General features: G+C 72.1%; 19 protein-coding genes. 7 read left to right on the forward strand and 12 right to left on the reverse strand.

What is annotated here, in order from left to right; genetic code table 11:
• Positions 1-274 precede the first annotated feature (274 nt).
• Complete coding sequence (locus tag A3IC_RS0126255) at positions 275-2,041, forward strand: NAD+ synthase (protein WP_020553045.1); 1,767 nt, start codon at positions 275-277, stop codon at positions 2,039-2,041.
• An 81-nt stretch (positions 2,042-2,122) separates the two neighbouring features.
• On the opposite strand, the gene A3IC_RS0126260 is transcribed toward A3IC_RS0126255, so the two are convergent.
• From A3IC_RS0126260 to A3IC_RS0126270, 3 genes are all read right to left on the reverse strand, one after another.
• Positions 2,123-3,178, reverse strand: a complete 1,056-nt coding sequence (locus A3IC_RS0126260; RefSeq protein WP_020553046.1) for an endonuclease/exonuclease/phosphatase family protein — start codon at positions 3,176-3,178, stop codon at positions 2,123-2,125.
• 115 nt (positions 3,179-3,293) lie between these two features.
• Positions 3,294-3,986, reverse strand: coding sequence for a TetR/AcrR family transcriptional regulator (locus A3IC_RS56675; RefSeq protein WP_020553047.1), 693 nt, complete (start codon positions 3,984-3,986; stop codon positions 3,294-3,296).
• 1 nt (position 3,987) lies between these two features.
• Positions 3,988-5,613 (reverse strand): MFS transporter, encoded by a 1,626-nt coding sequence (locus A3IC_RS0126270; protein ID WP_052173795.1) that lies wholly within the window; start codon positions 5,611-5,613, stop codon positions 3,988-3,990.
• 207 nt (positions 5,614-5,820) lie between these two features.
• Between A3IC_RS0126270 and panB the strand changes: the two genes are divergently transcribed.
• Positions 5,821-6,708, forward strand: a complete 888-nt coding sequence (gene panB / locus A3IC_RS0126275) for a 3-methyl-2-oxobutanoate hydroxymethyltransferase (protein ID WP_020553049.1) — start codon at positions 5,821-5,823, stop codon at positions 6,706-6,708.
• A gap of 62 nt (positions 6,709-6,770) precedes the next feature.
• Positions 6,771-7,577 carry a site-2 protease family protein gene (locus A3IC_RS0126280; RefSeq protein ID WP_020553050.1) on the forward strand — a complete coding sequence of 269 codons (807 nt, stop codon included), beginning with the start codon at positions 6,771-6,773 and terminating at the stop codon, positions 7,575-7,577.
• Here A3IC_RS0126280 and A3IC_RS0126285 read toward each other — a convergent pair.
• Positions 7,550-8,755, reverse strand: coding sequence for an AI-2E family transporter (locus tag A3IC_RS0126285; protein WP_020553051.1), 1,206 nt, complete (start codon positions 8,753-8,755; stop codon positions 7,550-7,552). The genes A3IC_RS0126280 and A3IC_RS0126285 overlap by 28 nt on opposite strands.
• Positions 8,756-8,911: 156 nt before the next feature.
• Positions 8,912-9,109, reverse strand: a complete 198-nt coding sequence (locus A3IC_RS0126290; RefSeq protein ID WP_020553052.1) for a DUF3046 domain-containing protein — start codon at positions 9,107-9,109, stop codon at positions 8,912-8,914.
• An 89-nt stretch (positions 9,110-9,198) separates the two neighbouring features.
• On the opposite strand from A3IC_RS0126290, the gene A3IC_RS0126295 reads away from it, so the two are divergent.
• The 4 genes from A3IC_RS0126295 to A3IC_RS0126310 all read left to right on the forward strand — a co-directional run bounded on the left by A3IC_RS0126295 (position 9,199) and on the right by A3IC_RS0126310 (position 16,382).
• A complete protein-coding gene (locus A3IC_RS0126295; RefSeq protein ID WP_020553053.1) occupies positions 9,199-13,818 on the forward strand; it encodes an ATP-dependent helicase in 4,620 nt (1,539 codons plus the stop codon).
• Positions 13,819-14,160: 342 nt separating this feature from the next.
• Positions 14,161-14,994 carry an Fpg/Nei family DNA glycosylase gene (locus A3IC_RS56680; RefSeq protein ID WP_020553054.1) on the forward strand — a complete coding sequence of 278 codons (834 nt, stop codon included), beginning with the start codon at positions 14,161-14,163 and terminating at the stop codon, positions 14,992-14,994.
• The gene (locus A3IC_RS56685) at positions 14,991-15,491 is read left to right on the forward strand and encodes a hypothetical protein (protein WP_026218760.1); all 501 of its coding nucleotides are present in this window, start codon (positions 14,991-14,993) and stop codon (positions 15,489-15,491) included. Before A3IC_RS56680 ends, A3IC_RS56685 begins: the two co-directional genes overlap by 4 nt.
• Positions 15,492-15,584: 93 nt before the next feature.
• On the forward strand, positions 15,585-16,382 hold the full coding sequence (locus A3IC_RS0126310; RefSeq protein WP_020553055.1) for an SDR family NAD(P)-dependent oxidoreductase: 798 nt from the start codon (positions 15,585-15,587) through the stop codon (positions 16,380-16,382).
• Positions 16,383-16,489: 107 nt separating this feature from the next.
• Here A3IC_RS0126310 and A3IC_RS0126315 read toward each other — a convergent pair whose 3' ends face one another.
• From A3IC_RS0126315 to A3IC_RS0126345, 7 genes are all read right to left on the reverse strand, one after another.
• Complete coding sequence (locus tag A3IC_RS0126315) at positions 16,490-16,963, reverse strand: Dps family protein (protein ID WP_020553056.1); 474 nt, start codon at positions 16,961-16,963, stop codon at positions 16,490-16,492.
• A 132-nt stretch (positions 16,964-17,095) separates the two neighbouring features.
• Positions 17,096-17,488, reverse strand: coding sequence for a helix-turn-helix domain-containing protein (locus tag A3IC_RS71370; protein WP_020553057.1), 393 nt, complete (start codon positions 17,486-17,488; stop codon positions 17,096-17,098).
• 244 nt (positions 17,489-17,732) lie between these two features.
• On the reverse strand, positions 17,733-19,010 hold the full coding sequence (locus tag A3IC_RS0126325) for a CinA family nicotinamide mononucleotide deamidase-related protein (protein ID WP_020553058.1): 1,278 nt from the start codon (positions 19,008-19,010) through the stop codon (positions 17,733-17,735).
• A 36-nt stretch (positions 19,011-19,046) separates the two neighbouring features.
• Complete coding sequence (gene pgsA, locus A3IC_RS0126330; RefSeq protein ID WP_020553059.1) at positions 19,047-19,721, reverse strand: CDP-diacylglycerol--glycerol-3-phosphate 3-phosphatidyltransferase; 675 nt, start codon at positions 19,719-19,721, stop codon at positions 19,047-19,049.
• Positions 19,718-21,217, reverse strand: coding sequence for a 30S ribosomal protein S12 methylthiotransferase RimO (rimO, locus tag A3IC_RS0126335; RefSeq protein WP_020553060.1), 1,500 nt, complete (start codon positions 21,215-21,217; stop codon positions 19,718-19,720). The genes pgsA and rimO overlap by 4 nt, the downstream gene beginning before the upstream one ends.
• A gap of 81 nt (positions 21,218-21,298) precedes the next feature.
• The gene (locus tag A3IC_RS56695; protein ID WP_158696108.1) at positions 21,299-22,093 is read right to left on the reverse strand and encodes a helix-turn-helix domain-containing protein; all 795 of its coding nucleotides are present in this window, start codon (positions 22,091-22,093) and stop codon (positions 21,299-21,301) included.
• Positions 22,094-22,151: 58 nt separating this feature from the next.
• Positions 22,152-24,662 carry a DNA translocase FtsK gene (locus tag A3IC_RS0126345; RefSeq protein ID WP_020553062.1) on the reverse strand — a complete coding sequence of 837 codons (2,511 nt, stop codon included), beginning with the start codon at positions 24,660-24,662 and terminating at the stop codon, positions 22,152-22,154.
• Between the last annotated feature and the right edge of the window lie 118 nt (positions 24,663-24,780).

Here is a 24,780-nt window from a genome sequence, read left to right on the forward strand (position 1 = left end):
GGATACCTTCTTCGCGCGGCATCGCACCCTCCGGGGATCCCGTCGGGCGAGCCGTCGGGGCCCGGTGGTGAACTGTGCCCAGGGTATCGCCCGAGTGCTTTGCCGCCGAGCCCCGGGCCTGCTCGAACAAACGGCTTTCGTCCGCCGTTCGCCTGCGGTTTTCCGGCCGGCCCGACAGCCGCCACCGCCCCCGCGAGCGGGTCCGCGCGGCGCCGCGCCGACACTCGCACACTATTCGTCACTTTGACGTCAAGAGCCGGGTACATTGAATCGGGTGACCCGGATTCGCATCGCCCTCAGCCAGATCAACCCCACGGTCGGCGACCTCGACGGCAACGCCGAACTGATCCTCGGCCGCACCCGGGCGGCCGCCGACCGCGGCGCGTCGCTCGTGGCCTTCCCGGAGATGGCACTCACCGGTTACCCCGTCGAGGACCTGGCCCTGCGCTCGTCCTTCGTACAGGCGTCCCGACTCGCGCTGGAGGCGCTCGCGGCCCGGCTGGCCGCCGAGGGGCTCGGCGAGGTCGCGGTCGTGGTGGGCCATCTGGACCGGTGCGGCGTGTCCACACCGCGGTTGGGCCGCCCGGCCGGCGCCCCGCAGAACGCGGTCGCGGTACTGCACGGCGGCAGGATCGTGGCCCACTCGGCCAAGCACCACCTGCCCAACTACGGCGTCTTCGACGAGTATCGCTACTTCGTCCCGGGTGATCGGCTCCTGGTCACCCGGGTCGGCGGGGTCGACATCGCGATCGTGGTCTGCGAGGACCTGTGGCAGGAGGGTGGCCCGGTGGCCGCCGCGCGCGCCGCGCGGGTGGGCCTGCTGCTGTCGATCAACGCGTCGCCGTACGAGGTCAGCAAGGACGATTCGCGCCTGGAACTGGTCCGCCGCCGCGCCCGCGAGGCCGACTGCGTGCTCGCCTACGTCAACGCCTTCGGCGGCCAGGACGAGTTGGTCTTCGACGGCGACTCGCTGATCGTGGACGCCGAGGGGCGGGTGCTCTCGCGCGCGGCGCAGTTTCGCGAGGAGTTGCTGATCGCCGACCTGGACCTGCCAGAGCGCACCGTCGACGACAGCGTGTACGGCGCGGGCGACGTGGTGGCCGACGGCCTGACCATCCGGCAGGTGATCGTCACCGAGCGCGCCGCGCCGGTGCCCGCGCCCGCCGCCGGGCCCTCGATCGCGCCCGCCCTGTCGGACGACGCGCAGATCTATGGCGCGCTGGTCCTCGGGCTGCGCGACTACGTGGCCAAGAACGGGTTCGAGTCGGTGCTGCTGGGCCTGTCCGGCGGGATCGACTCGGCCCTGGTCGCGGCGATCGCGGCGGACGCGGTGGGCGGGGCCAACGTGTACGGCGTCTCGATGCCGAGCAGTTACTCCTCCGAGCACTCCAAGGACGACGCGGCCGACACCGCGGAGCGGATCGGGCTCGACTATCGCCAGGTGCCGATCGCGCCGATGGTGGACGCCTACCTGGGTGCGCTCGGGCTGACCGGCCTGGCCGAGGAGAACCTTCAGGCCCGGGTGCGCGGCACCACCTTGATGGGCCTGTCCAACCAGGAGGGTCACCTGGTCCTGGCCACCGGCAACAAAAGCGAGCTGGCCTGCGGATACTCCACGCTGTACGGCGACGCGGTGGGTGGTTTCGCGCCGATCAAGGACGTGCCCAAGACGGCGGTGTGGCGCCTGTCGCGCTGGCGCAACGCGGAGGCCGAACGGCGCGGCGAAGTGGCGCCGATCCCGGAGAACTCGATCACCAAGCCGCCGAGCGCCGAGCTGCGCCCGGGCCAGGTCGACACCGACTCGCTGCCGCCGTACGAGATACTCGACGACGTCCTGGACGACTACGTCGAGCGGGACATCGGTCGCGACGCGATCGTGGCCGCGGGCTTCGAGCCGGCGATGGTGGACCGCATCCTCAAGCTGGTGGACACCGCCGAGTACAAGCGTCGGCAGTACCCGCCGGGCACCAAGATCTCGCTCAAGGCGTTCGGCCGGGACCGGCGGCTGCCGATCACCAACCGGTGGCGCGAGGGCGGCTGAACACGGCCGGGACCGGGCGGGCGGACCCACACCGGACACACGAAAGGGCCCGACCGACGGTCGGGCCCTTCGCGCGTCGGCTCAGCTCAGTCGCAGGTCCGCCAGGACCGGCATGTGATCGCTGGGCGTGCTGCCCAGCACCTCGGCGTCCGCGGCGGCCATCCCGCGGTACATGATGTGGTCGATCGCGGCCATCGGGAACGACTCGGGCCAGGTGAAGCCCATCCCGGTGCCCGCCGCGTCCTGCGCGTCCCGCAGGTAGCGGGTGACCGGCCGCAGCGCGCGGTCGTCGGTGGTCCCGTTCAGGTCACCGGCCAGCACCACGTGCGGCGCCGTCTCGACCGCGAGCGCCTGGGCCAGTCGGCCGATCGTGTGGTTGCGCTCGCCGACCGTGAAGCCGCTCGGGCCGAACCGCACCGACGCCAGGTGCACGGCGTAGAACGCGACGTCGCCCTTGGGCGTCTTGATCATCGTGCGCAGAGCACGGGTGAAGCCCATCCCGACGTCGACCGCCTCGGCCTTGCTCATCGGGAAGTCGGCCGTGGTCCACACCGCGACCGTGCCTTCGTGCTGCACGTTCGGGTACCGGTCCTTGAGCACCGTGTTGTACAGCTTCCAGGCGCCCTCGGGCAGTTCCTCCAGCGCGATCACGTCCGCGTTCGCGCCCAGCAGCGAGCGGGCGGTGCGGGCCGGGTCCGGGTTGCCCGCGTTCACGTTGTGGCTGACCACCCGCAGGTCGTGCGGGCCCCCGCCGCGACCGGGCATGAAGAAGCCGCCGAACATGGTCACCCACACCAGGATCGGCAGCATGGTCGCGGCGACCGCGGTCCACGAGCGACGGATCGCCGCGCAGACCAGCAGCACCGGGACGACCAAACCCGCCCAGGGCAGGAAGGTCTCCACGAAGCTGCCCCAGTTGCCCGGCGTGTTGGGCACCAGTCGATGGAACGCGAGCGGGAGGGCGGCCAGCACCGCGAACACCGCGATGATCCGGCCGCGACGCCACGGCGGGGTGCGCCAGATGCGGACGGCGTCCTCCCGGATCCGCTGCCACGACCATCGTGACCCGCGCCGCGGACTCCCGTCGCCGGCCGGTTGCGGCTCGGCTCCGGTGTCCGTCGTGGTGGGCCACGTCATGCTGCCTCCTGAAGTCCCAGGTTCGAGTCCCGACTGTGTCCGCGTCAACGTACGAACAAAACGTCGCCTACGTCGAAACGGACGCCGGAAAGCGGCCGATAGGTTCCCTATGGGCTCAGGAGCGAGCGCGAATCCCGCCGAGCAGCGCGTCCGCGATCTGCCCCGGCAGCTCCGGCTCCAGGCTTGCGTTCTCCCGTACGAGCTTGCGCACCAGTATGGGCCCCGTGACCAGGTCCATCAGGACCTCCATCGGCAGGTCGGCCCGCAGCTCGCCGGAATCCACCCCGCGCTGCAACAGGCCGCGCAGGATCGCCCGACGCTTCTCCACCACCACCTCGTGATAACGCCGGTACAGCTCGGGATGGCTGCGCATCTCGCCCGTGAGCATCCCCATCAGTCCGTCGCCGCGCTTGTCGACGGCCTGCAGGCGCATGTGCTCCAGGACCAGCACCAGGTCCTCGCGCAACGACCGGCCCTTGAGCACCGCCGGTATCGCCTCGGCGGCCTCCACCGCCGCGACGATCAACGCCTCCTTGCCGGGCCAGCGGCGATAGATGGTGGCCTTGCCCACCCCCGCCTCCTGGGCCACCGCCTCGACGGAGATGGCGGCGATGCTGCGGTGCTCGTCGAGCAGGCGCAGCGTCGCGTGCAGGATCGCCCGTTCGGCTTCCTCGCTGCGCGGCCGGCCCCGGCGCGGCTTGTCCGCCGCGCCGGGGTCGGCCTTCGGGTCGACCGAGGATTCGGCCGGGGTGGTGATCAGGGGATCGACCGGGGATTCGGCCGCTGATGCGGATGTCGCTGGCTGCATGTCAGACCTTCGCGGAGCGCTGTTCCTCTGCGGACGTTTCGACTCGATCCGCTTCGGGGGCAGTCTGCCCGGCCTCGCGGCGCGGCATCCACAGGAACACCACGACCGCACCGATCAGACCCACGACGGCGGATCCGATGGAGGCCGCGTGCATGGCCTCGATGAAACCGTCCTTGGCCGGGTCCACGAGCGCCGCGCCCTTGTCGCCGAGTCGACCGGCCACCGCGAGCGTGGCCTCGACCGAGTCGCCGGCCGGGCCCTTGGGCACGTTCGGCGGGAGCTTGTCCAGGTCGTCGGAGATCCGGTCCCGGTAGACCGAGGACAACACCGAGCCCAGGATCGCCACGCCGAGCGCGCCGCCGACCTGACGCACCGTGTTGCTGACCGCGGAGCCGGCGCCGGCCTTCTCGCGCGGCAGCGAGGACATGATCGAGTTGGTGGCCGGTGGCATCACGTGGGCCATGCCCGCGCCCTGGAAGAAGAACACCACGCACAGGATCCAGATCGGCGAGGTGCGATCCATCCACAGGAAGGACAGGAAGCTCAGGCCGACCACGAGCATGCCGCCGGTGGTGACCGCGCGCACGCCGAACCGCTTGACCATCACCGAGCTGCGCGCCGAGAACATCAGCTGCGCGATCGCCAGCGGGAGCAGCAGCAGACCGGTCTGCAGCGGGGTGTAGCCGCGCACGCTCTGCAGGTAGAAGGCCATGAAGAAGGTCACGCCCATGAGAGCGAAGAACACCAGGCCGATCGCGCCGGCCGCGGCGGAGAAGGCCGGGTCGCGGAAGAACTTGACGTCCAGGGCCGGGTGATCGCTGCGCTTTTCGAACCACACGAAGAAGCCGAGGATCAGCAGGCCGAGCACGATGGTGCCGAGCACCTCGACGCTGCCCCAGCCGGCGTCGCCGCCGCGGATGATGCCGTAGACCAGCGAGACCAGACCCGCGATGGACAACGCCACCCCGATCGGGTCGAGCCGGCCGGGCTTGGGATCGCGCGAGTCCGGCACCAGGAGCAGCATCGCGACGATGCCGACCAGCACGATCGGGACGTTGATCAGGAAGACCGAGCCCCACCAGAAGTGGTCGAGCAGCACGCCACCGGTGATCGGGCCGATCGCGATCGCCAGACCGACCGCGCCGGACCAGATGCCGATCGCCTTGGGCCGCTCCTGCGGCTCGAACACATTGCTGATGATGGACAGCGTGGCCGGCATCACGAACGCGCCGCCGAAGCCCATCACCGCGCGGGCGGCGATCAGTTGCCCGGGGTTTTGCGAGTAGGCGGAGAGCAGCGACGCGAGGCCGAAGATCACCATGCCGAACAGCAGGGTGCGCTTGCGGCCGAAGCGGTCACCCAGGATGCCGGCGGTGAACAGCAGGCCGGCGAACACCAGGGTGTAGGAGTTGATCGCCCACTGGAGTTCGCTCTGGGTGGCGCCCAGGCCCTTCTCCGGGTCGGCGATCGTCTTGATCGCGACGTTGAGGATCGAGTTGTCGAGGACGACGACCAACAGGCTGATCACCAGGACGCCGAGGATGGCCCAGCGACGGCGATGTATGTGCTCGTCGACCGTGCGCGCGGGGGGAAGGTTCGCTGAAGTCACGGGTGTGGCTCGATTCATCGGACACGTGGGACTTGTATGGGTTGCCTCACAGGCTAGGGCCACTTTACGAAACGAGACCGTCTCGTATTGCAAAGCCTCGGCAAATGCCGGCCCTGGTGATCGCTCGGAATCCGGCGCTCGGCTCCCCTGTTGTCCTGTTACGGCGCGTGTCACCATGGCGTTGTCCGGGGACGCCGTCCGAGCGCCTCGAGTCGGGAGAACACCATGACCAGCAACAACTCCGCGCCGTCCACTGCCGCTTCCGCTTCCGCCGAGGGTCCGGGGCTGACCCTGTACGGCGGCGAGGGCACCGGGCGCCGGGTCACCGTGCGCGACCTGGCCCGCGCGAAGCGAGCGGGCGAGCGCTGGCCGATGCTCACCGCGTACGACGCGATGATCGCCTCCGTGTTCGACGACGCGGGCATCCCGGTGCTCCTGGTCGGCGACTCGGCCGGCAACAACCATCTCGGCTACGAGAACACCGTGCCGGTCACCCTGGACCAGTTGGTGATGCTCACCGGCGCGGTCGTGCGCGGCACCAAGCGTGCGCTGGTCGTGGCCGACCTTCCGTTCGGCTCGTATCAGGAATCTCCCGAGCAGGCCCTGCGCAGCGGTGTGCGGCTGCTCAAGGAGGCCGGCGCCGGCGCGGTCAAGCTGGAGGGCGGACAACGCTCCGCGCGTCAGGTCGAGGCGCTGGTCGCCGCGGGTGTGCCGGTGATGGCCCACCTCGGCCTCACCCCGCAGTCGGTGCACGCCTTCGGTGGCTACCGGGTGCAGGGCCGGGACGCGGAGAGCGCCGAGCAGTTGATCGCGGACGCCAAGACGATGCAGGCCGCGGGCGCGTTCGCGGTGGTCCTGGAGTGTGTGCCCGAGGAGTTGGCCGCACGGGTGACCGACCTGCTGGAGATACCCACCGTCGGCATCGGCGCGGGCGTGCGGTGTGACGCCCAGGTGCTGGTGTGGACCGACATGGCGGGCATGACCACCGGCCACACGGCCAAGTTCGTCAAGCAGTACGTCGACCTGCGTGCCGCCCTCGGCGACGCGGCGAAGGCGTTCGCGGGCGAAGTGGTCGGCGGGGTCTACCCGGGTCCGGAGCACACGTTCCACTGAGTGCCCCGAAGGGCCGTACGATCGAACGGCCGTACGGCCCTTTCCCGCACCTGGAGCAGTTCGTGTCGCACCCCTACGGAGACTACGGTCGCCGCCCCGCGGCCGGCTCGCTGCGCCACGTGCGGCCGAGTCCGATCTTCCTCGCGATCGTCGCGGTCTGCGCCGCCTCGACCTGGTACACGTGGCACGACGACGGCACCTCGGAGTCGGCCACCCGTACCGGGGTCTTCCTGCTGGTGATGTCGGGCTGGTTGGTGTCGCTGTGCCTGCACGAGTTCGCGCACGCGTTCGCCGCGCTGCGCTCGGGTGACGAGAGCGTGGTGGGCAAGGGCTACCTGACCCTGGATCCGCTCAAGTACAGCGATCCGCTGCTGTCCTTCATCCTGCCGACCATCTTCGTGCTGCTCGGCGGCATCCCGCTCAGCGGCGGCGCGGTCTATCTGGACCGCTCGGCGATCCGCGGCCGGGTCCGCAACAGCCTGGTCTCGGCGGTCGGACCGCTGACCAACGCGGTGCTGGCGATCGCCCTCGCGCTGCTGCTGTCCTCCGGGGCGGTGGACGGCGCGAGTCCGACCTTCACCGCCGCGTTCTCGTTCCTGATCCAGCTCCAGGTGATCGCGGCGGTGCTCAACCTGCTGCCGGTGCCCGGCCTGGACGGCTACGGGGTGATCGAGCCCTGGCTGCCCTACGACTTCCGCCGGGCGATCGCGCCGTACGCGCCCTACGCGATCCTGTTCCTGTTCGCGCTGCTGTGGTCGCCTTCGGTCAACGGCTGGTTCTACGACGTGATCGACCACATCACCGACGCGCTGGACGTGTCGCCGTTCCTGGCGAGCGACGGCTACCGGCTGTTCCGCTTCTGGTCCTGAGGATCCGCGCGGCGCCGCCCGTCCCGGGCGCGTCGCCACATCCGGGTGAGCGGACCCGGGCCGCGCGCGGCCCGGGTCTCGTCCGGCGTCAGGCGGTGCTCCGGGATCTCGTAGCGGTGCAGATAGCTGCCCACGAATGCCTGCCCGGTGGCCGCGATCGGGATCGCGATCAGCGCGCCCACCGCGCCCAGCAGCGCGGCGCCGGCGATCACCGCGCCGAACGCGACCGCCGGATGGATCTCCACCGTGCGCGCGGTGATCCGCGGATGCAGCAGGTAGTTCTCGAACTGCTGGTAGGCGGTGGCGAACAGCACCACCCACACCGCGGTCAACGGGTTCACCGTCAGCGCGATCAGCGCGGGCAGCACGATCGCGATGTAGGTGCCCACGGTCGGCACGAACTGCGAGATCAGCCCGACCCACAGCGCGAGCGGGACCGCGTACGGCAGGTCGAGCACCAGGAAGGCGACGTAGTGCGCGAAGGCCGAGATCAGCGCCAGCGCGGCGCGCGAGTACAGATAGCCGCCGGTCTTGTCGATCGCGATCTCCCACCCGCGCAGCACCTCGGCCTGCCGCTCCGGCGGCAGCAGCGAGCACACCGCGCGGCGCATCCGCGGGCCCTCGGCGGTGAAGTAGAAGGTGAACAGCGCGATGGTGAACAACTCGAACAGACCCGCCACGATCGTGGCGGACAGGCCCAGCGCGTTGTTCGCGACCCGCTCGGCGTAGCCCTGGACGGTGCCGGAGTCCTTGAAGACGTTGCCCTGGATCTTTTCCACGGTCAGATCGGTACCGAACGTGCGATTGATCCACGCGACCAGGTTGTCGAGGTAGTCGGGCAGGTGGTGTGCGAACGCGACCACCTGGTCCACCAGCAGCGAGCCCACCACGGCCAGGAAGCCCGCGCAGGCCAGGAAGACCACCAGGAACGCGAGGCCGGTGGCCGCCCCGCGCCGCATCCCGCGCCTGGCCAACCGGTCCACGGCCGGTTCGAAGGCCAGCGCGAGGAAGAACGCCAGCAGCAGGTCGATCAGCAGCGAGCGCAGGTGGGCCAGCGTCCAGCCGAGCAGGCGAAAGCCCGCGATCATCGCCAGGATCGTGAACACGGCCCGCGGCAACCACGACGGCATGCGATCGCGCGAGGCCACCCGCGCGGCGGGCGTGTCCGGTGTGGTCACATGGGCTCCCTGTGCTCTCCCGCACCACGGTGTCGCGATGCATGTCGAATGACAGGAAGAGACTAGAGCGTCACGCTATGTCCATTTGGGCACGTCGGCGCCGTGCCCGGGTGCCGGCCCGGTCGCGGGGTCGGTCGGGTCGCGGGGTCGGTCGGGTCAGGCCCGCTTGGTCGCCGGCACGTCCATCGAGGCGCACACGCCGCGCCAGACGTCCTTGGCCTCGATGCCCGCGGCCAACGCCTCGTGCACGGTGCGCCCGCCCAGCTCGGACATCACGTGGTCGCGGGCGAAGGACTCGGCGTACGAGTCGCCGAAGTGGGCGCGCATGCGTCGCCAGAAGTCGGTGAGTCCCATGCGACCAGTATCCCGGTAGCGCCGGCTCCCCCGGTCGCCCGCTCGTCGCCCGACCCGAATGTCGGAGCCACGCGGCACCATGGGGAGTTATGCCACACGACGACCCCGCTTCGGTTCTGGCCGGCTTCTCCCTCGCCACCCGGGAGTGGTTCACCGGCGCCTTCCACGCGCCGACCCGGGCCCAGGAGGGCGCCTGGCGGGCCATCGCCGAGGGCAAGGACGCGCTGGTGGTCGCGCCCACGGGGTCCGGCAAGACGCTCGCCGCGTTTTTGTCCGCGCTGGACCGGCTCGCCGCCGAACCGGTGCCGGCCGATCCGCGCCGGCGCTGTCGGGTGTTGTACATCTCACCGCTCAAGGCGCTCGCGGTCGACGTCGAGCGCAACCTGCGCAGCCCGCTCACCGGCATCCGGCAGGCGTCCGTGCGCCTGGGCCTGCCCGAGCCGGAGGTCACCGTGGGCGTGCGCTCCGGCGACACCCCGGCGGCCGATCGACGCCGCTTCGCCACGAAGCCGCCGGACATCCTGATCACCACGCCCGAGTCGCTGTTCCTGATCCTCACCTCGCAGGCCCGCGAGGCGCTGCGCGGGGTGGACACGGTGATCGTGGACGAGGTGCACGCGGTCGCCGGCACCAAGCGCGGCGCGCACCTGGCCCTGAGCCTGGAGCGGCTGGACGAGCTCCTGGAGCGCCCCGCCCGCCGGATCGGCCTGTCCGCGACCGTGCGCCCGGTCGAGGAGGTGGCCCGCTGGATGCGCTCGACCGGCGACGTGCACGTGGTCCAGCCGCCGGCCACCAAGACGTTCGAGCTCTCGGTCGTGGTCCCGGTCGAGGACATGGGCGAACTCGGCTCCGGCAGCGGCGACTTCGACGAGGCCGGCAACGAGCGCAAGACCTCGGTGTGGCCGCACGTCGAGGAACGCATCGTCGACCTGATCCAGGCCCACCGCTCGACCATCGTGTTCGCCAACTCGCGGCGCCTGGCCGAGCGGCTGTGCGGCCGGTTGAACGAGATCGCCTACGAGCGGGCCACCGGCGAGGAACTGCCCAAGGACTCGTCACCGGCCGAGATGATGGCCCAGGCGGGCAGCAACCGGGGCGCGCCCGCGCTGCTCGCGCGCGCCCACCACGGCTCGGTGTCCAAGGAGCAGCGGGCCCAGGTGGAGGAGGACCTCAAGGCGGGTCGCCTGCCCGCCGTGGTGGCCACCTCCAGCCTGGAGCTGGGCATCGACATGGGCGCGGTGGATCTGGTCGTGCAGGTCGAGTCGCCACCCTCGGTGGCCTCCGGCCTGCAGCGGGTGGGCCGGGCCGGGCACCAGGTGGGCGCGATCTCGCGAGGCGTGATCTTCCCCAAGTTCCGCGGTGACCTGGTGCAGACCGCGGTGGTCACCGAGCGCATGCGCGAGGGCGCGATCGAGTCGGTGCGCGGGCCGCGCAACCCGCTGGACGTGCTCGCCCAGCAGATCGTCTCGATGGTGTCGATCGAGGACCGCGACGTGGACGCGCTGCTCGCGCTGATCCGCCGGGCCGCGCCGTTCACCGCCCTGCCCGCGTCGGCCTACGAGGCGACCCTGGACATGCTCGCCGGCCGCTACCCCTCGGACGCGTTCGCCGAGCTGCGTCCGCGAATCGTGTGGGACCGGGTCGCCGGCGTGCTCTCCGCCCGCCCGGGCGCCCAGCGGCTCGCGGTCACCTCCGGCGGCACCATCCCCGACCGCGGCCTGTTCGGCGTGTTCCTGGTCGCCGGCGACGCGAAGTCGCGGGTCGGTGAGCTGGACGAGGAGATGGTCTACGAATCGCGCGTGGGCGACGTGTTCACGCTGGGCACCTCGTCGTGGCGGATCGAGGACATCACCCACGACAAGGTGCTCGTCTCGCCCGCCCCCGGGGTGCCCGGCAAGCTGCCGTTCTGGCACGGCGACGCGCTGGGGCGGCCGGTGGAACTGGGCCGGGCGCTCGGCGCGTTCGTCCGCGAGGTGGGCGCGCTGCCGGCGGAGCGGGCACGGGAGCGGGTGTCCGCCGCGGGTCTGGATCCGTGGGCGGTGGACAACCTGCTGGGCTACCTGGGCGAGCAGCGTGAGGCGTGCGGCCACATCCCGGACGACCGCACCATCGTGGTCGAGCGATTCCGCGACGAACTGGGCGACTGGCGGGTGGTGGTGCACTCGCCGTTCGGCGCGCAGGTGCACGCGCCGTGGGCACTGGCCATCTCGGCCCGACTGCGCGAGCGCACCGGTCTGGATGTGCAGACCATGCACGGCGACGACGGGATCGTGTTGCGGTTGCCGGACTCGGGCCTGCCTTTCGGTGACCAGCCGTTCGGTGAGGCACCCGACGACCTCGCGGCCGGTGCGCTGCCGCCGGACTTCGCGGTGTTCGAGGAAGCCGAGGTGGAACCGCTGGTGACCGCCGAGGTGGGCGGCTCGGCGCTGTTCGCGTCCCGCTTCCGCGAGTGCGCGGCCCGGGCGCTGCTGTTGCCGCGCCGGATGCCGGGCCGCCGCACCCCGCTGTGGCAGCAGCGCCAACGCTCGGCCCAACTGCTCGCGGTGGCCAGTGAGTACGGCTCGTTCCCGATCGTCCTGGAGACGATGCGCGAGTGCCTGCAGGACGTGTTCGACGTGCCCGGGTTGACCGGCCTGATGCGCGACATCGCCACCCGCGCGGTGCGCATCGTCGAGGTCACCACGACCGAGCCGTCGCCGTTCGCCCGCTCGCTGCTGTTCGGCTATGTCGCGCAGTTCATGTACGAGGGCGACTCGCCGCTCGCGGAACGGCGTGCGGCGGCGCTCGCGCTGGACTCGCGGCTGTTGGCCGAGCTGCTCGGCCAGGCCGAATTGCGCGAACTGCTCGACCCGGAGGTACTGGCGCGCACCGAGGCGGAGTTGCAGCGGCTCGCCGAGGACCGCCGGGTGCGCGACGCCGAGGGGGTCGCGGACCTGTTGCGGCTGCTCGGGCCGCTGACCACGGCCGAGGTCGCGGCACGCGCCACGGAGGCGTTCGAGACCGGTTGGCTGACCGGCCTGGAGAACTCCCGCCGGGTGATCCGGGTGCGGATCGCGGGCGAGGAGCGCTGGGCGGGCATCGAGGACGCGGGCCGGCTGCGCGACGCGCTGGGCACTCCCCTGCCGGTCGGCGTGCCCGAGGCGTTCACCGAGCCGGTCAAGGACCCGCTCGGCGATCTGCTGGCCCGACACGCGCGCACGCACGGGCCGTTCCGGGCGGGCGAGGCCGCCGCGCGCTTCGGCCTGGGCGTCGCGGTGACCACGGGCACGCTGGAGCGGCTGGCCGCGGGCGGACAGGTGGTCTCCGGCGAGTTCCGCCCGGGCGGCTCCGGGCTGGAGTGGTGCGGCGCGGAGGTGCTGCGGATGTTGCGCCGGCGCTCGCTGGCGGCGCTGCGGCACGAGGTGGAACCGGTCCCGCCGGTCGCGCTGGCCCGGTTCCTGACCGTGTGGCAGGGCGTGGGCGCGAGCGGGGTGCGCGGTCCGGACGGCCTGATCCGGGTGATCGAGCAGCTCCAGGGCGCGAGCGTGCCGGCTTCCGCGTTGGAGAAGCTGGTACTGCCCTCGCGGGTGGTCGACTACCACCCCGCGATGCTGGACGAGCTGTGTGCGGCCGGCGAGGTGGTGTGGACCGGACACGGCGCGCTGCCCGGCAAGGACGGTTGGCTCTCGCTCTTCCTCGCGGACGCCGCGCCCTACCTGCTCCCGCCGCCGGTGCCGCTGGAGACGACGACGCTGCACACCGCGATCCTGACCGCGCTGACGGGCGGCTACGCGTTGTTCTTCCGGCAGCTGATCGAGCGGCTGGAGCTGCCCGCGCCGGCGTCCGAGGCGGCGATCGCCGAGGCGCTGTGGGACCTGGTGTGGTCCGGGCGGGTCACCGGCGACACACTCACCCCGCTGCGCGCGCTGCTCGGCTCGGGGCGCACGTCCGGCTCGACGGCACACCGGGCCCGCCGGGCGACCCCGCGCGGGCGGTACGCGGGACTGAGCCGGGGGCGGCCGCCGGCGCCCGGCCGCGGCGGGCCGCCGACGGTGGCCGGTCGCTGGTCGCTCGCCCCCGCGCCCGAGCCCGATCCGACCCGGCGGGCACACGCGCTGGCCGAGACGCTCCTGGACCGGCACGGCGTGGTCACCCGCGGCGCGGTGGTCGCCGAGGGCAGCCCCGGCGGCTTCGCCGCGGCCTACAAGGTGCTGAGCGTGTTCGAGGACGGCGGCCGGGTCCGCCGGGGCTACTTCGTCGAGGGCCTGGGTGCCGCCCAGTTCGCCGCCGACGGGGCGGTGGATCGGTTGCGTGCGTTGCAGGGTGCGAGCGAGCGCCGGGAGCCGCACGAGGTGCCCGGCGCGGTGGTGCTGGCCGCCGCCGACCCGGCCAACCCGTACGGCGCCGCGCTGGCCTGGCCGGACCGGCCCGGGGAGAGCGCGGGCGGTCATCGGCCGGGCCGCAAGGCCGGTGCGCTGGTGATCCTGCTCGACGGCGAGCCGATCCTGTACATCGAACGCGGCGGACGCACACTGTTGTCCTGGACCGACGACCCGGACCGGGTCGGCCCGGCGGCCGAGGCGCTGGCCGCCGCGGTGCGCGCCGGTGCCCTGGGCAAGTTGACCGTGGAGAAGGCCGACGGCGCCGAGGTGCTGACCTCCTCGCTGGGCAAAGCCCTGGAGGCGGCCGGGTTCCACGCCACCCCCAGGGGGCTGCGCCTGCGAGGATGACACCGTTTCGTTACACCAGCGCCCGATCCGCGAAACACCCCGGTCATGTACGTCGCGCAGGATCGTGGTCACGGAAGGCGACGCCGGGAGTGATCCCGGCGGAGTCGACCGGCACCATCCGCCCGTGGCGACCCTGCACGCGTCACGGTCGGACGTACACGGATCCGGCGTCGCGAACGTGTTCCTGGCCGCGCGCTCGCGACGTCGGTCCCTGTGCCGCTGTGGCTGTGGCGCCGCGACCCCCGGGGTTCGGCCGCACCGACGGGTCCGGGGGGACTCGGCGGGCCGGCCCCGGGCTCGCTCCCCGCCACCGGGACGACGGGCACCCGGGACAATGGTGGGATGCCCGAAGGTGACAGCGTGTATCAGGCGGCGCGGCGGCTGCGTGCGGCCCTGGTGGACCGCCCGCTGACCGTGACCGACTTTCGCGTGCCCAGGCTGGCGACCGTGGATCTGACCGGGCGCTCGGTACTGGCGGTGGTGCCGCGCGGCAAACATCTGCTGACCCGGTTCGAGGGCGACCTCACCCTGCACACCCATCTGCGGATGGACGGCACGTGGGAGATCCACCGCACCGGCGCGCGCCCGCTCCCCCGCCCCTGGCACGCGATCCGACTGGTGCTGGCCAACGCGACGCAGACCGCCGTCGGGATGCGGATGCCGGTGGTCGAACTGCTGCGCACCGCCGACGAGTCGACCGTGGTCGGCCACCTGGGGCCGGATCTGCTCGGCCCGGACTGGGATCCTGTCGAGGCCGCCCGCCGTCTGTCCGACCGCCCGGACCGGCCGATCGGCGAGGCGCTCCTGGACCAGCGCAACCTGGCCGGGATCGGCAACGTGTATCGGGCGGAATTGTGCTTCCTGCGCGGCGTCGCCCCCTGGACCCCGGTCGCCGCGGCCGGCGATCCGCACGCGTGGGCGACCCTGGCGCACCGCCTCCTGTACGCCAACCGCGACCGGGTCGGTCACATCACCACGGGCGACACCCGGCCGGGTCGGCGGCACTGGGTATACGGGCGCGCCGGTCGCCCGTGCGCGCGCTGCGGCAGCTTGATCCGGCGCGCCGACCTGGGCGATCCGCCGCGTGTGACGTTCTGGTGCCCGCGCTGCCAGCCGTCACTCGATGGGAGTACACCCGGTGACCGACGCCCGGGCGGTTCGTCGTACAGGGCATGACCCCCTTCCGGATCGTGCCCGCCCTGGTGTTGCCCGTCCTGCTGTTGGCCTCGGCCGGCTGCACCAGGGTGGCCGCGCCCGACCCGACGCCACGACCGGCGCTGTCGCCGGCGGCGGCCCCCGTCGCACCGGTGGTGCCCGCGCCCGAGCCCGCCCCCGCCCCCGTCGCCGCCACGTCGGCGGCACAGCCCGCGCCGGCGATCACCGCGATGGCGGGCGGCTCGGCCGACTCCGAAACCGAGACCGAGACCGCGGACGAGGCCCGGACGTCCGCGACCGACCCTGACGCGGACTCGGATCCGCCGCGGACCACCCGCCCGCGCCCGCGGGCCGAGACCGGCCCGGCGCGCCCGCCTCGGCCGGCTCGCGCGACCGGGTCGGCCCGGCGTCCGGGTCGGGTCGGGACCGACCCGTGCGACGCGCTCGCGGCGGCCGGGGTCTTCCCCGTCGGCGGCTCCACCCACCGCTGGTGCCACCGGCAGGAGGGCCTGCGGTGACCCCGATCTCCTTGCCGCGCACCTTTATTGACTGTTCGTCAGATGGCTCGTACGGTCGGCGCGCTGTGCACGCCTAGCGCCGGGAGGCCAACCGTGTTTCGTGAAGCCCTCGATCTGACCGGCCGGGTCGCCGTCGTCACCGGCGCGGCCTCGGGCATCGGCCGCTCCAGCGCCGAGGTGCTGGCCGATCTGGGTGCGACCGTGATCTGCGCGGACATCCACGAAGCGGGCGCCCAGGAGACCGTGAAGGCGATCGTGGCCGCGGGCGGCGCCGCGACCGCCGTCGCCGTGGACACCTCCGAGGCGGCTCAGGTGGACGCGCTGATCAACGACGCGGTCACCGCGCACGGCCGGCTCGACGTTCTCGCCAACATCGCCGGGGTGATGCATTCGAGCACGGTGATCGAGACCGAGGAGGCCGACCTCGACCGGGTGCTCGCGATCAACTTCAAGGGCGTCTTCTTCGGCTGCCGGGCCGCCGCGCGCGTGATGTCCGCGCAGGGCTTCGGCAGCATCGTCAACATGGCCTCCGGCGCCGTGGACACCGCGACCTCGGGCCTGCTGTGCTACGGCGCGGCCAAGGCCGCCGTGGTGCAGTTGACCAAGACCCTGGCCACCGAGGTCGGCCCCAGCGGCGTGCGGGTCAACGCGGTCGCGCCGGGCTGGATCGTCACCGGGATGACCGGCCGGCACTGGACCGACGCGGAGGGCAACGAGGACTTGGAGCGCAAGGCCGCCGTGGCCGCGCCGATGGCGCGGATGGCCCCGTTGCGCACCGTCGGCGAGCCCACCGACATCTCCTACGCGGTCGCCTACCTCGCCTCGGACGCCGCCAGGTTCGTCACCGGCCAGATCCTGCGTCCCAACGGCGGCATCGCGATGCCCTGGTAGCCCACCCACGCCGAAGCCCCGCCTCCCGGGACGGGAGACGGGGCTCGAACGACAGGGCCGGGACGGCCGCGTCGGGACGGCCGGGCCGAAACGGCCTCGCGGATCGCTCAGGTCTGGTTCTCGGCCTGGAACATCCAGCTCATCTTCTCCAGGTCCGCGGCGATCGTGATGAACAGGTCCTGGCTGACCGGGTCCGGCTCCTCGGTGGCCGCGATGCGCTCGCGCATGCGCTCGATGACCGCGCCGTAGACACCGACGAAGTAACCGACCACATCGGAGTCCTTGACCCAGCCGGAATCCGGCTGCGGGACTCCGCTGCCTGCGGTGATGCTCGCGGCCCGGCCGTCGGGGTTGTATCCGATCGCCGAGGCGCGCTCGGCGACGGTGTCCGCGAAGGTGCGCGCCGAGGTCACCACCTCGTCCAGCTGGAGGTGGATCGAACGAAAGCGCGGGCCGACCACGTTCCAGTGGGTCTGCTTGGCGACCAACGAGAGGTCTATCAGGTCGACGAGCGCGCCCTGGAGCGCCTCGCCGGTGATCTTGCGCGCCTCGTCGGACAGGGGGCTCTTGACGACGACCATGGTGCTACGACTCCTCGGGGTTGGTGTCGATCGAACCACCGGATCGGGGAACCCGGTGTACTTGGCACCGGATGCCCCGAATCGATGGATCGATGCTCCCGAGTGGGAAAAACCACACCTCGGTCGTCGTCCTCAGGCCGCCACCACCACACTCACCGCGTTGTCGGCGGAGATCGGGCCCGGGCCCGACGACCGATCGTTGTTCTGACGTTCCGCGGCGGCTCGCTCGTTCGGCGTGAAGCCGGCACCGACCGGCTCCAGGACCGGTCGCATCGCCTCGGCCGAGGCCAGCTCGGCGAGAGCCAGCTCGTCGCTGACCTCCCGCATGAGCACGGACATGCGCACGTCCAGCGCGTCGCAGATGGCGGCGAGCAGTTCGGACGAGGCTTCCTTCTGGCCGCGCTCGACCTCGGACAGGTAGCCAAGGGATACCCGGGCTGAGGACGAAACCTCGCGCAGGGTGCGACCCTGACGCTGGCGCTGGCGCCGCAGCACGTCACCCAGCAGGCGACGGAGCAGGATCATCGGTCGCTCCCTCCTAGGGCGGCTCGGGGGGTCACAGCCCCACCGTACCTGCCGGACCGCGCGGGTGTGCCCGCCTTGCGGTCCTGTTCACTCAGGGCGTGGAACCTTGACGGCAGGGGTGTCCAGGGTCCATGGGGTTTGCGGGGCGCTCCCGCCTCGCTTCGCAGCACCTCGTTGCCCACCCTTCCGCGTGTCCCCCGCGTCCTCGACCGAAGCGGTCTCCCCGGCCGGCCGGCGCGCCCGGTCACCCCGTACACGCCGGGTCCTGTTCGGCCGGCAGCCCCGCCACGACGCACCGGAGCAGATCCAGCACGCGGACCGTGGTCATCTCCCGAATCCTGCTTCGACTGCCCGAGAACAGCAGCGACAGCACGGTTGTTCCCTCGGGGCCGGCCACCGCGATGTATACCGTGCCCACGGGCTTGCCGTCCTGGGGGTCCGGACCGGCGACCCCCGTCGTGGCCACCCCGTACGTACCCGACATGATCCGCCGCACACCCTCGGCCATCCGCGCCGCCACGTCCGGGTGAACCGCGCCCTCGGCGGCGAGCAGGTCCGCGTCCACGCCGAGCACCGAGCCCTTGAGTTCGGTGGCGTACGCGGTGACCGAGCCGCGCACGCTCGCGGACGCACCGGGCACCGCGGTCAGTTCGGCGGCGACCAGGCCGCCGGTCAGCGACTCGGCCACCGCGACGGTGGCGTCCCGCTCGCGCAGCAGGGCCAGTACGACGCCGGCCAGCGTGTCGCCCGCCTCGCCGTAGACGCAGCCGCCGAGCAGTTCACGGGCCCGCAGCGCCGCGTCGTCGACCGCCTCGGCGCCGCCGGGGGCGGTCGCGGTGAGCTTGACCCGCGTCCGGCCCGCCGTGGCGAGGTAGGCCACCTCGACCGCCCCCGCGACCGCGAGTTCCTTCTCCAGCGGTTCCAGCATCGCGGCGATCACACCCTCGCCGATCGAGGCGGTGAGCAATTGGCGCTGGGCCCGGATCGGCGGGTCGCCGGCGCGCCGCAGCAGGTCGGGCAACACCTGCGCCTCGGTCATCGCGATCATCTCGTGCGGCGGGCCGGGAACCGCGTACACCCCGACGTCGCCGATCGAGATCGCCACGCCCGGGGCACTGCCGTTCGGGTTGGGCAACGAGCGACCGCCCTCGGGCACGTCGGCCTGCTGCAGACCGAGCGCGGTCAGCGTGCGGTTCAGGCCCTGATAGCGGCGGCGCAGCCAGTCCTCGATCGCCGGGTCCCGGCGCAGCGCCACCCCGGCGACGGCCGCGATCGCCTCGCGGGTGCGGTCGTCCGAGGTGGGACCGAGGCCGCCGGAGACGAGCACCGCGTCGGCGCGCCGCACGGCCTGGGTGAGCACGTCGATCATCTCGCCGAGGCCGTCGCCCACGGTGGACACGCCGGTGACGCGCAGCCCGGCCGCGGTGAGCCGTCGGCCGAGGGTGGCCGCATTCGTGTTCACCACGTCGCCGACGAGCAACTCGTCCCCCACCGCGACCAGTTCGACCTTCAATTCGCGCATGGTCCCTCTCCCCCGTAGTCGGAATCCGTCCCGACGTCAGACCTGTCCGGCGGGCACCGGCGTGCCGCGTCGCAGTCGTACGGCCTTGACGATGTAGTCCAGGCCGGTCACCACGGTGATGATCACCGCGGCCGCCATGACCCAGGCCCGCGTGCTGGCCAGCGGGCCGGTCATGACCAGTGTGTACATGCCGATCGCGACGCCCTGGAGCATGGTCTTCGCCTTGCCGCCCCGGCTGGCCGGGATCACGCCGTGGCGGATCACCCAAAAGCGCAGCAGGGTGATGCCGATCTCCCGGGCGAGCACCACGAGGGTGACCCACCACGGCAGGTCGCCGAGCGCGGACAGGCTGATCAGCGCGGCGCCCATCAGCGCCTTGTCGGCGATCGGATCGACGAGCTTGCCGAAGTCGGTGACCAGGTTGTGCATCCGGGCCAGCTTGCCGTCGAAGAGGTCGCTGATGCTGGCGACGGTGAACGCGGCCCAGGCCCAGGCCCGCCAGGCGGGGTCGTGGCCACCGTCCTGGAGCAGCAGGACGACGAAGACCGGCACCAGGGCCACCCGCATCATGGTCAGCGCGTTGGCCGCGTTCCATGCGCTCACCGAGTTGGTGGGGTCGCCGAGGCGGTCCGGCTTCGGCGGATGGTTGGCCGCGGCGGCGCGGACGGCCTCGGCCGGACGCCGGCGCTGCGGTGCCGGTTCGGCCGTCACCGATCGCCCCCGGGCACGATCACGTCGACCGCCTCTCCGTGCAGGTCGGCGCCCTCGCTGTCGGTGACCCGGACCCGGACCAGATCGCCCACCCGCAGGCCCTCGCCGAGCACCGTGGTCGATCCGTCGGTCTCGGGGGCCTGGTGGTGTGCGTGGCCCTCGGCGGTGCCGTCCTCGCCGACTTCCTCGATCAGCACGACCACCTCGGTGCCGATCCGCTCCTCGGCGCGCTGCGCGACCAGTTCCTCGGCCAGCCGGGAGATGCGCTCCACACGCGCTGCGACCACGTCCGGCTCGACCTTGTCGGCGTAGCCGGCCGCCTCGGTGCCGTCCTCGTCCGAGTAGCCGAACACGCCGATGGCGTCCAGCCGGGCGGCGACCAGGAAGCGCTCCAGCTCGTCGACGTCCTCCTCGGTCTCGCCGGGGAAGCCGACGATGAAGTTCGAGCGGGCGCCGGCCTCGGGGGCCTTGGCCCGGGCCTGGTCGAGGAGGGCGGTGAACGCCTCGCGCGAGCCGAAGCGGCGCATCCTGCGCAGCACCGGCTCGGAGGCGTGCTGGAAGGACAGGTCGAAGTAGGGCGCGACGCCGGGCGTGCCGGTGAGCACGTCGATCAGGGTCGGCCGCATCTCGGCGGGCTGGAGGTAGTTGACCCGGACCCGCTCGATGCCCTCGACGGCGACCAGCTCCGGCAGCAGCGTCTCCAGCAGCCGCAGGTCGCCCAGGTCCTTGCCGTAGGAGGTGGAGTTCTCGCTGACCAGGACGATCTCGCGGACGCCCTGCTCGGCCAGCCAGCGGACCTCGGCGATCACGTCCGAGGGGCGGCGGGAGAGGAACGAGCCGCGGAAGGAGGGGATCGCGCAGAACGAGCAGCGGCGGTCGCAGCCGGAGGCGAGCTTGACCGAGGCGACCGGCCCCGAGCCGAGCCGGCGGCGCAGCGTGCGCGGCCCCGAGGCGGGGGCGACGCCCTCCGGCAGGTCCTCGGGGGCGCCGTGGCCGGGCACCGCGACATCGGCGGCCTGGCGCTCGACCGGGGTGATCGGCAACAGCGCGCGGCGATCGCGCGGGACGTGCGAGGTGTGCGCGTCGCCCGCGAGGATCGAGCGCAGCCGGGCGGAGATGTCGCTGTAGTCGTCGAAGCCGAGCACCGCGTCCGCCTCGGGCAGGGCGCCCGCGAGCTGGTCACCGTAACGCTCGGCCAGACAACCGACCGCGACGACGGCCCGGGTGCGACCGTCGCCCTTGAGGTCGGCGGCCTCCAGGACGGTGTCGATCGAGTCCTTCTTGGCGGACTCGACGAAACCGCACGTGTTGACCATGACGACGGAGGCGTCCGCGGCGTCCTCGACGAGGGACCAGCCGTCCGCCTCGAGCCGGCCGGCGAGTTCCTCGGAGTCCACCTCGTTGCGGGCGCAGCCGAGGGTGACCAGGGCGACGGTGCGCAGGGCGGAGGGGCTCTCGGCCGGGGCGGCGGGGCTGGTGGTATCGCGGGCGGACATGCCGGAAAGCCTACGTCAGACACGGGCGTGGACCGGACGCAGGGAAGCCTCCGACGGTTCCGGGGAGGTCACGATGGTCGGTCAGCGGGTGGAAGGCGTGGCCGACGCGGTCGGCCGCATCTGCGGGACGGGGTCGCCGGGCACGAAAGTGAGCTTGACGACGGCGCCCTCCTCACCCGCCGGGCCCATGTCCTTGCCGTTGACGTTCAGCTGTGCGGCGCCCGAGTTGCCGATCTGGATCATGAGCTGCTCGGGGTCGGTGAACGTCTTGGCCTCGCCCTTGTCCAGGATCGTCTCGAAGATCTCCGTGTCCTTGGAGTCGAACGCGCGCACCCAGCTGCGGCCGTCGACCGCGGTGATCGTGACCACCACCTCGGCCGGGAACTCGGGGGTCTTGGCCACCGGCGCGACCGGAGGCGGCGGGGGCGGCGTCGGGGCCGCGGGGGCGGCCGAGGTCGGTGTGATCCTCGACGCGGTCTCCTTCTCGTCGTCGTCATCGTCGGCGCGCCCGCCGGCGAGCTGCACGAACGCGAAGATCAGCACGATGACCACGGCGACGCCCATGGCCAGGGCCCAGTTCGGCCGGCGGTACTCGATCGACTTGCGCGGGGAGTCGAAGATCTCGGTCGGGCGCGGGGTGCTGGTGCCGCCGACCGTGTGGTCGTACTCGGCGAGCAGCGGCTCCGGATCCAGGCCCGTCGCGCGAGCCATGGTGCGGATGTGACCGCGGGCGTAGAAGTCGCCGCCGCACGGTTGGAAGTCGTCGTGTTCGACCCCCTCGATGATGACCTGCCGGATGCGGGTGACCTCACTGAGTCGTTCCACAGTGAGACCGGCCCGCATTCGTGCCTCGGCGAGGCTCTGACCGATCGACACGATTCGCCCCTTATGAGTCATTCATCACAACTGACACCCAATCATTACGTAAGTCAGATCATTCACCGCGCAACGTGGCCATAATCTGCTCGATTTCATCCGGTTTGATCAATACTTCGCGTGCCTTGGAGCCCTCGCTCGGCCCCACGATGTCCCGACTCTCCATCAGGTCCATCAATCGGCCCGCCTTGGCGAAGCCGACCCGCAGCTTGCGCTGGAGCATCGAGGTCGAGCCGAACTGGGTGGACACCACCAGCTCGACCGCCTGGCACAGCAGGTCGAGATCGTCGCCGACATCCTCGTCCGCCTGCTTCTTGCGATCCGGCGCGGCGGTGACCTCCTCGCGGTACTCCGGCTGGAGCTGCTCCTTGCAGTGCCGGGCGACCGCCTCGATCTCGTCCTCGGTGACGTAGGCGCCCTGCATGCGGATCGGCTTGCTCGCGCCCATCGGCAGGAACAGCGCGTCACCCTTGCCGATCAGCTTCTCCGCGCCGGGCTGGTCCAGGATGACCCGGCTGTCCGCGAGCGAGGAGGTGGCGAACGCGAGCCGGGAGGGCACGTTGGCCTTGATCAGCCCGGTCACCACGTCGACGCTGGGCCGCTGGGTGGCCAGCACCAGGTGGATGCCCGCCGCGCGGGCGAGCTGGGTGATCCGCACGATCGAGTCCTCGACGTCGCGCGGGGCGACCATCATCAGGTCGGCCAACTCGTCGACGATCACCAGCAGATAGGGATACGGCTGCGCCTCGCGCTCGCTGCCCGGCGGCATCCTGAGCTTGCCCGCACGCACCGCGACGTTGAAGTCGTCCACGTGCCGGAAGCCGAAGTTGGCCAGGTCGTCGTAGCGCATGTCCATCTCGCGCACGACCCACTGGAGCGCCTCGGCGGCCTTCTTCGGGCTGGTGATGATCGGCGTGATCAGGTGCGGGATGCCCTCGTAGGTGGTCAGCTCGACCCGCTTGGGGTCGACCAGCACCATCCGCACCTCCTCGGGCGTGGCCCGCATCATGATCGAGGTGATCAGGCCGTTGATGCAGCTCGACTTGCCCGCGCCGGTGGCGCCCGCGACCAGCAGGTGCGGCATCTTGGCCAGATTTGCCACCACGTCGTTGCCCTCGACGTCCTTGCCGAGCGCGGCGATCATCGGGTGCGCGTCGCCGGCCGCGGTCTCCGAGGCCAGGATGTCGCCCAGGCTGACCATCTCGCGGTCGGTGTTGGGGATTTCGATGCCGACCGCGGACTTGCCCGGGATGGGGCTGATGATCCGCACGTCCGGACTGGCCACCGCGTACGCGATGTTCTTGGCGAGCGCGGTGATCCGCTCGACCTTGACCGCCGGACCCAGCTCGATCACGTAGCGGGTCACCGTCGGGCCCCGGGAGAAGCCGGTGACCTGCGCGTCCACGTTGAACTGTTCGAACACCTTGGACAGCGCGGCGACCACGTCGTCGTTGGCCTTGCTGCGGGCCTTGGCCGGCGGTCCCTTCTTGAGCAGCGAGGGGCCGGGCAGGTGGTAGGTGATGTCACCGGACAGCTTCAACTGCTCGCTGCGCGGCGGCGCGGGGGTGTGCACGGGCGCATCGGCGGCGCGGGCCCGCAGGTCGGTCACCACCCGGGCGGCGGCGGCCTTGCGTGAGCGCGCCGGCGGTACGACCAGGCCCGCGTCGTTCGCGTCCAGCGCGGCGGCGGCGGCCGCGGCCACGTCGACGGCGTCCGGATGGCCGCTCGCGACCGCACTCGGCCGGCGGCGCGGCCGGGCCTTGCGGGCCGGCGCCGGCGCGGGCGGCTCCTCGTCCTCGTCGAACCCGGCGAAGCCGCTCGGGTGGTCGTCCTCGTCCACGAAGGCCGGCTCCGGGCCCTCGACGAAGCCGAGGAAGACCGCGAGCCGCTCGGGCGCCGCGTTGATCGGCGTAGCGGTCACCACGAGCAGGCCGAACACGAGCACCAGCACCAGCAGCGGCACCGCGACCCATCGGGTGACCAGGTGCACGGGCGGGGTCGCGAAGGCCCAGCCGACCAGACCACCGGCGTCGCGCATCGCATCCGCGCCGTCGCCGGGCTGCGGAGTCCCACAGCCGACGTGGATCAGGCCGAGCACGCCGCACACCAACGCCGTGTAGCCGATCATGATGCGTCCGGTGGCGTCCTTCTGGTCCGGATGGCGCATCACCCGCACGCCGAGCGCGCCGACCAGGAACGGCACCAGCAGGTCGAGCCGGCCGACCAGGCCCGCGACCACCGCGTTGACCGCTTCACCGACCGCGCCGTCGATGGTGCCCCAGGCACCCGCGGCGATCACGATGGCGAGGCCGAGCAGGGCCAGGCCCACACCGTCCCGGCGATGTGCGGGATCGAGTCCGCGGGCACCGGAGCCGATGCCTCGCGCGGCCGAGCCGAACGCGTGGGCCAGCCCCAGCCACAATCGCTTGAGCCCCCTCCCGAGCAGCGCGGGCAGGCCCCCGAGCAGCTTCGGCGGGGGCGGCGGAGGCGGAGCGGGCTTCTTGGCGGCAGCCTTCTTCTTCGCGGCCGTGCGCGGTTGCGCTCCGCCGCCGGACGCACGTGTGGCCATGTTCCGAGGTTACCGGTGGACCCTTCCCACCTCGTGTGTCCCAGGCTCCGGGGCGCGCGTGTCGGACCCGCGGTGACCCCTCCGGGCGGTTCGGCCGGCCACCGCGGTGATCGGCGCA

Origin of the sequence: Embleya scabrispora DSM 41855 (assembly GCF_000372745.1) — a bacterium.
GTDB lineage: Bacteria > Actinomycetota > Actinomycetes > Streptomycetales > Streptomycetaceae > Embleya > Embleya scabrispora.

What these genes read in the sequence shown, in the direction of transcription:
- A3IC_RS0126290 (WP_020553052.1), bottom strand. Translation starts at nt 9,109, where the DNA reads ATGGGACTCACCGACTTCTGGCGACGCATGCGCGCCCACTTCGGCGAC.
- panB (WP_020553049.1), top strand. Translation starts at nt 5,821, where the DNA reads ATGACCAGCAACAACTCCGCGCCGTCCACTGCCGCTTCCGCTTCCGCC.
- rimO (WP_020553060.1), bottom strand. Translation starts at nt 21,217, where the DNA reads ATGTCCGCCCGCGATACCACCAGCCCCGCCGCCCCGGCCGAGAGCCCC.
- A3IC_RS0126345 (WP_020553062.1), bottom strand. Translation starts at nt 24,662, where the DNA reads ATGGCCACACGTGCGTCCGGCGGCGGAGCGCAACCGCGCACGGCCGCG.
- A3IC_RS0126270 (WP_052173795.1), bottom strand. Translation starts at nt 5,613, where the DNA reads ATGAATCGAGCCACACCCGTGACTTCAGCGAACCTTCCCCCCGCGCGC.
- A3IC_RS0126325 (WP_020553058.1), bottom strand. Translation starts at nt 19,010, where the DNA reads ATGCGCGAATTGAAGGTCGAACTGGTCGCGGTGGGGGACGAGTTGCTC.
- A3IC_RS56680 (WP_020553054.1), top strand. Translation starts at nt 14,161, where the DNA reads ATGCCCGAAGGTGACAGCGTGTATCAGGCGGCGCGGCGGCTGCGTGCG.
- A3IC_RS71370 (WP_020553057.1), bottom strand. Translation starts at nt 17,488, where the DNA reads ATGATCCTGCTCCGTCGCCTGCTGGGTGACGTGCTGCGGCGCCAGCGC.
- A3IC_RS56675 (WP_020553047.1), bottom strand. Translation starts at nt 3,986, where the DNA reads ATGCAGCCAGCGACATCCGCATCAGCGGCCGAATCCCCGGTCGATCCC.
- A3IC_RS0126260 (WP_020553046.1), bottom strand. Translation starts at nt 3,178, where the DNA reads ATGACGTGGCCCACCACGACGGACACCGGAGCCGAGCCGCAACCGGCC.
- A3IC_RS56685 (WP_026218760.1), top strand. Translation starts at nt 14,991, where the DNA reads ATGACCCCCTTCCGGATCGTGCCCGCCCTGGTGTTGCCCGTCCTGCTG.
- A3IC_RS0126295 (WP_020553053.1), top strand. Translation starts at nt 9,199, where the DNA reads ATGCCACACGACGACCCCGCTTCGGTTCTGGCCGGCTTCTCCCTCGCC.
- A3IC_RS0126315 (WP_020553056.1), bottom strand. Translation starts at nt 16,963, where the DNA reads ATGGTCGTCGTCAAGAGCCCCCTGTCCGACGAGGCGCGCAAGATCACC.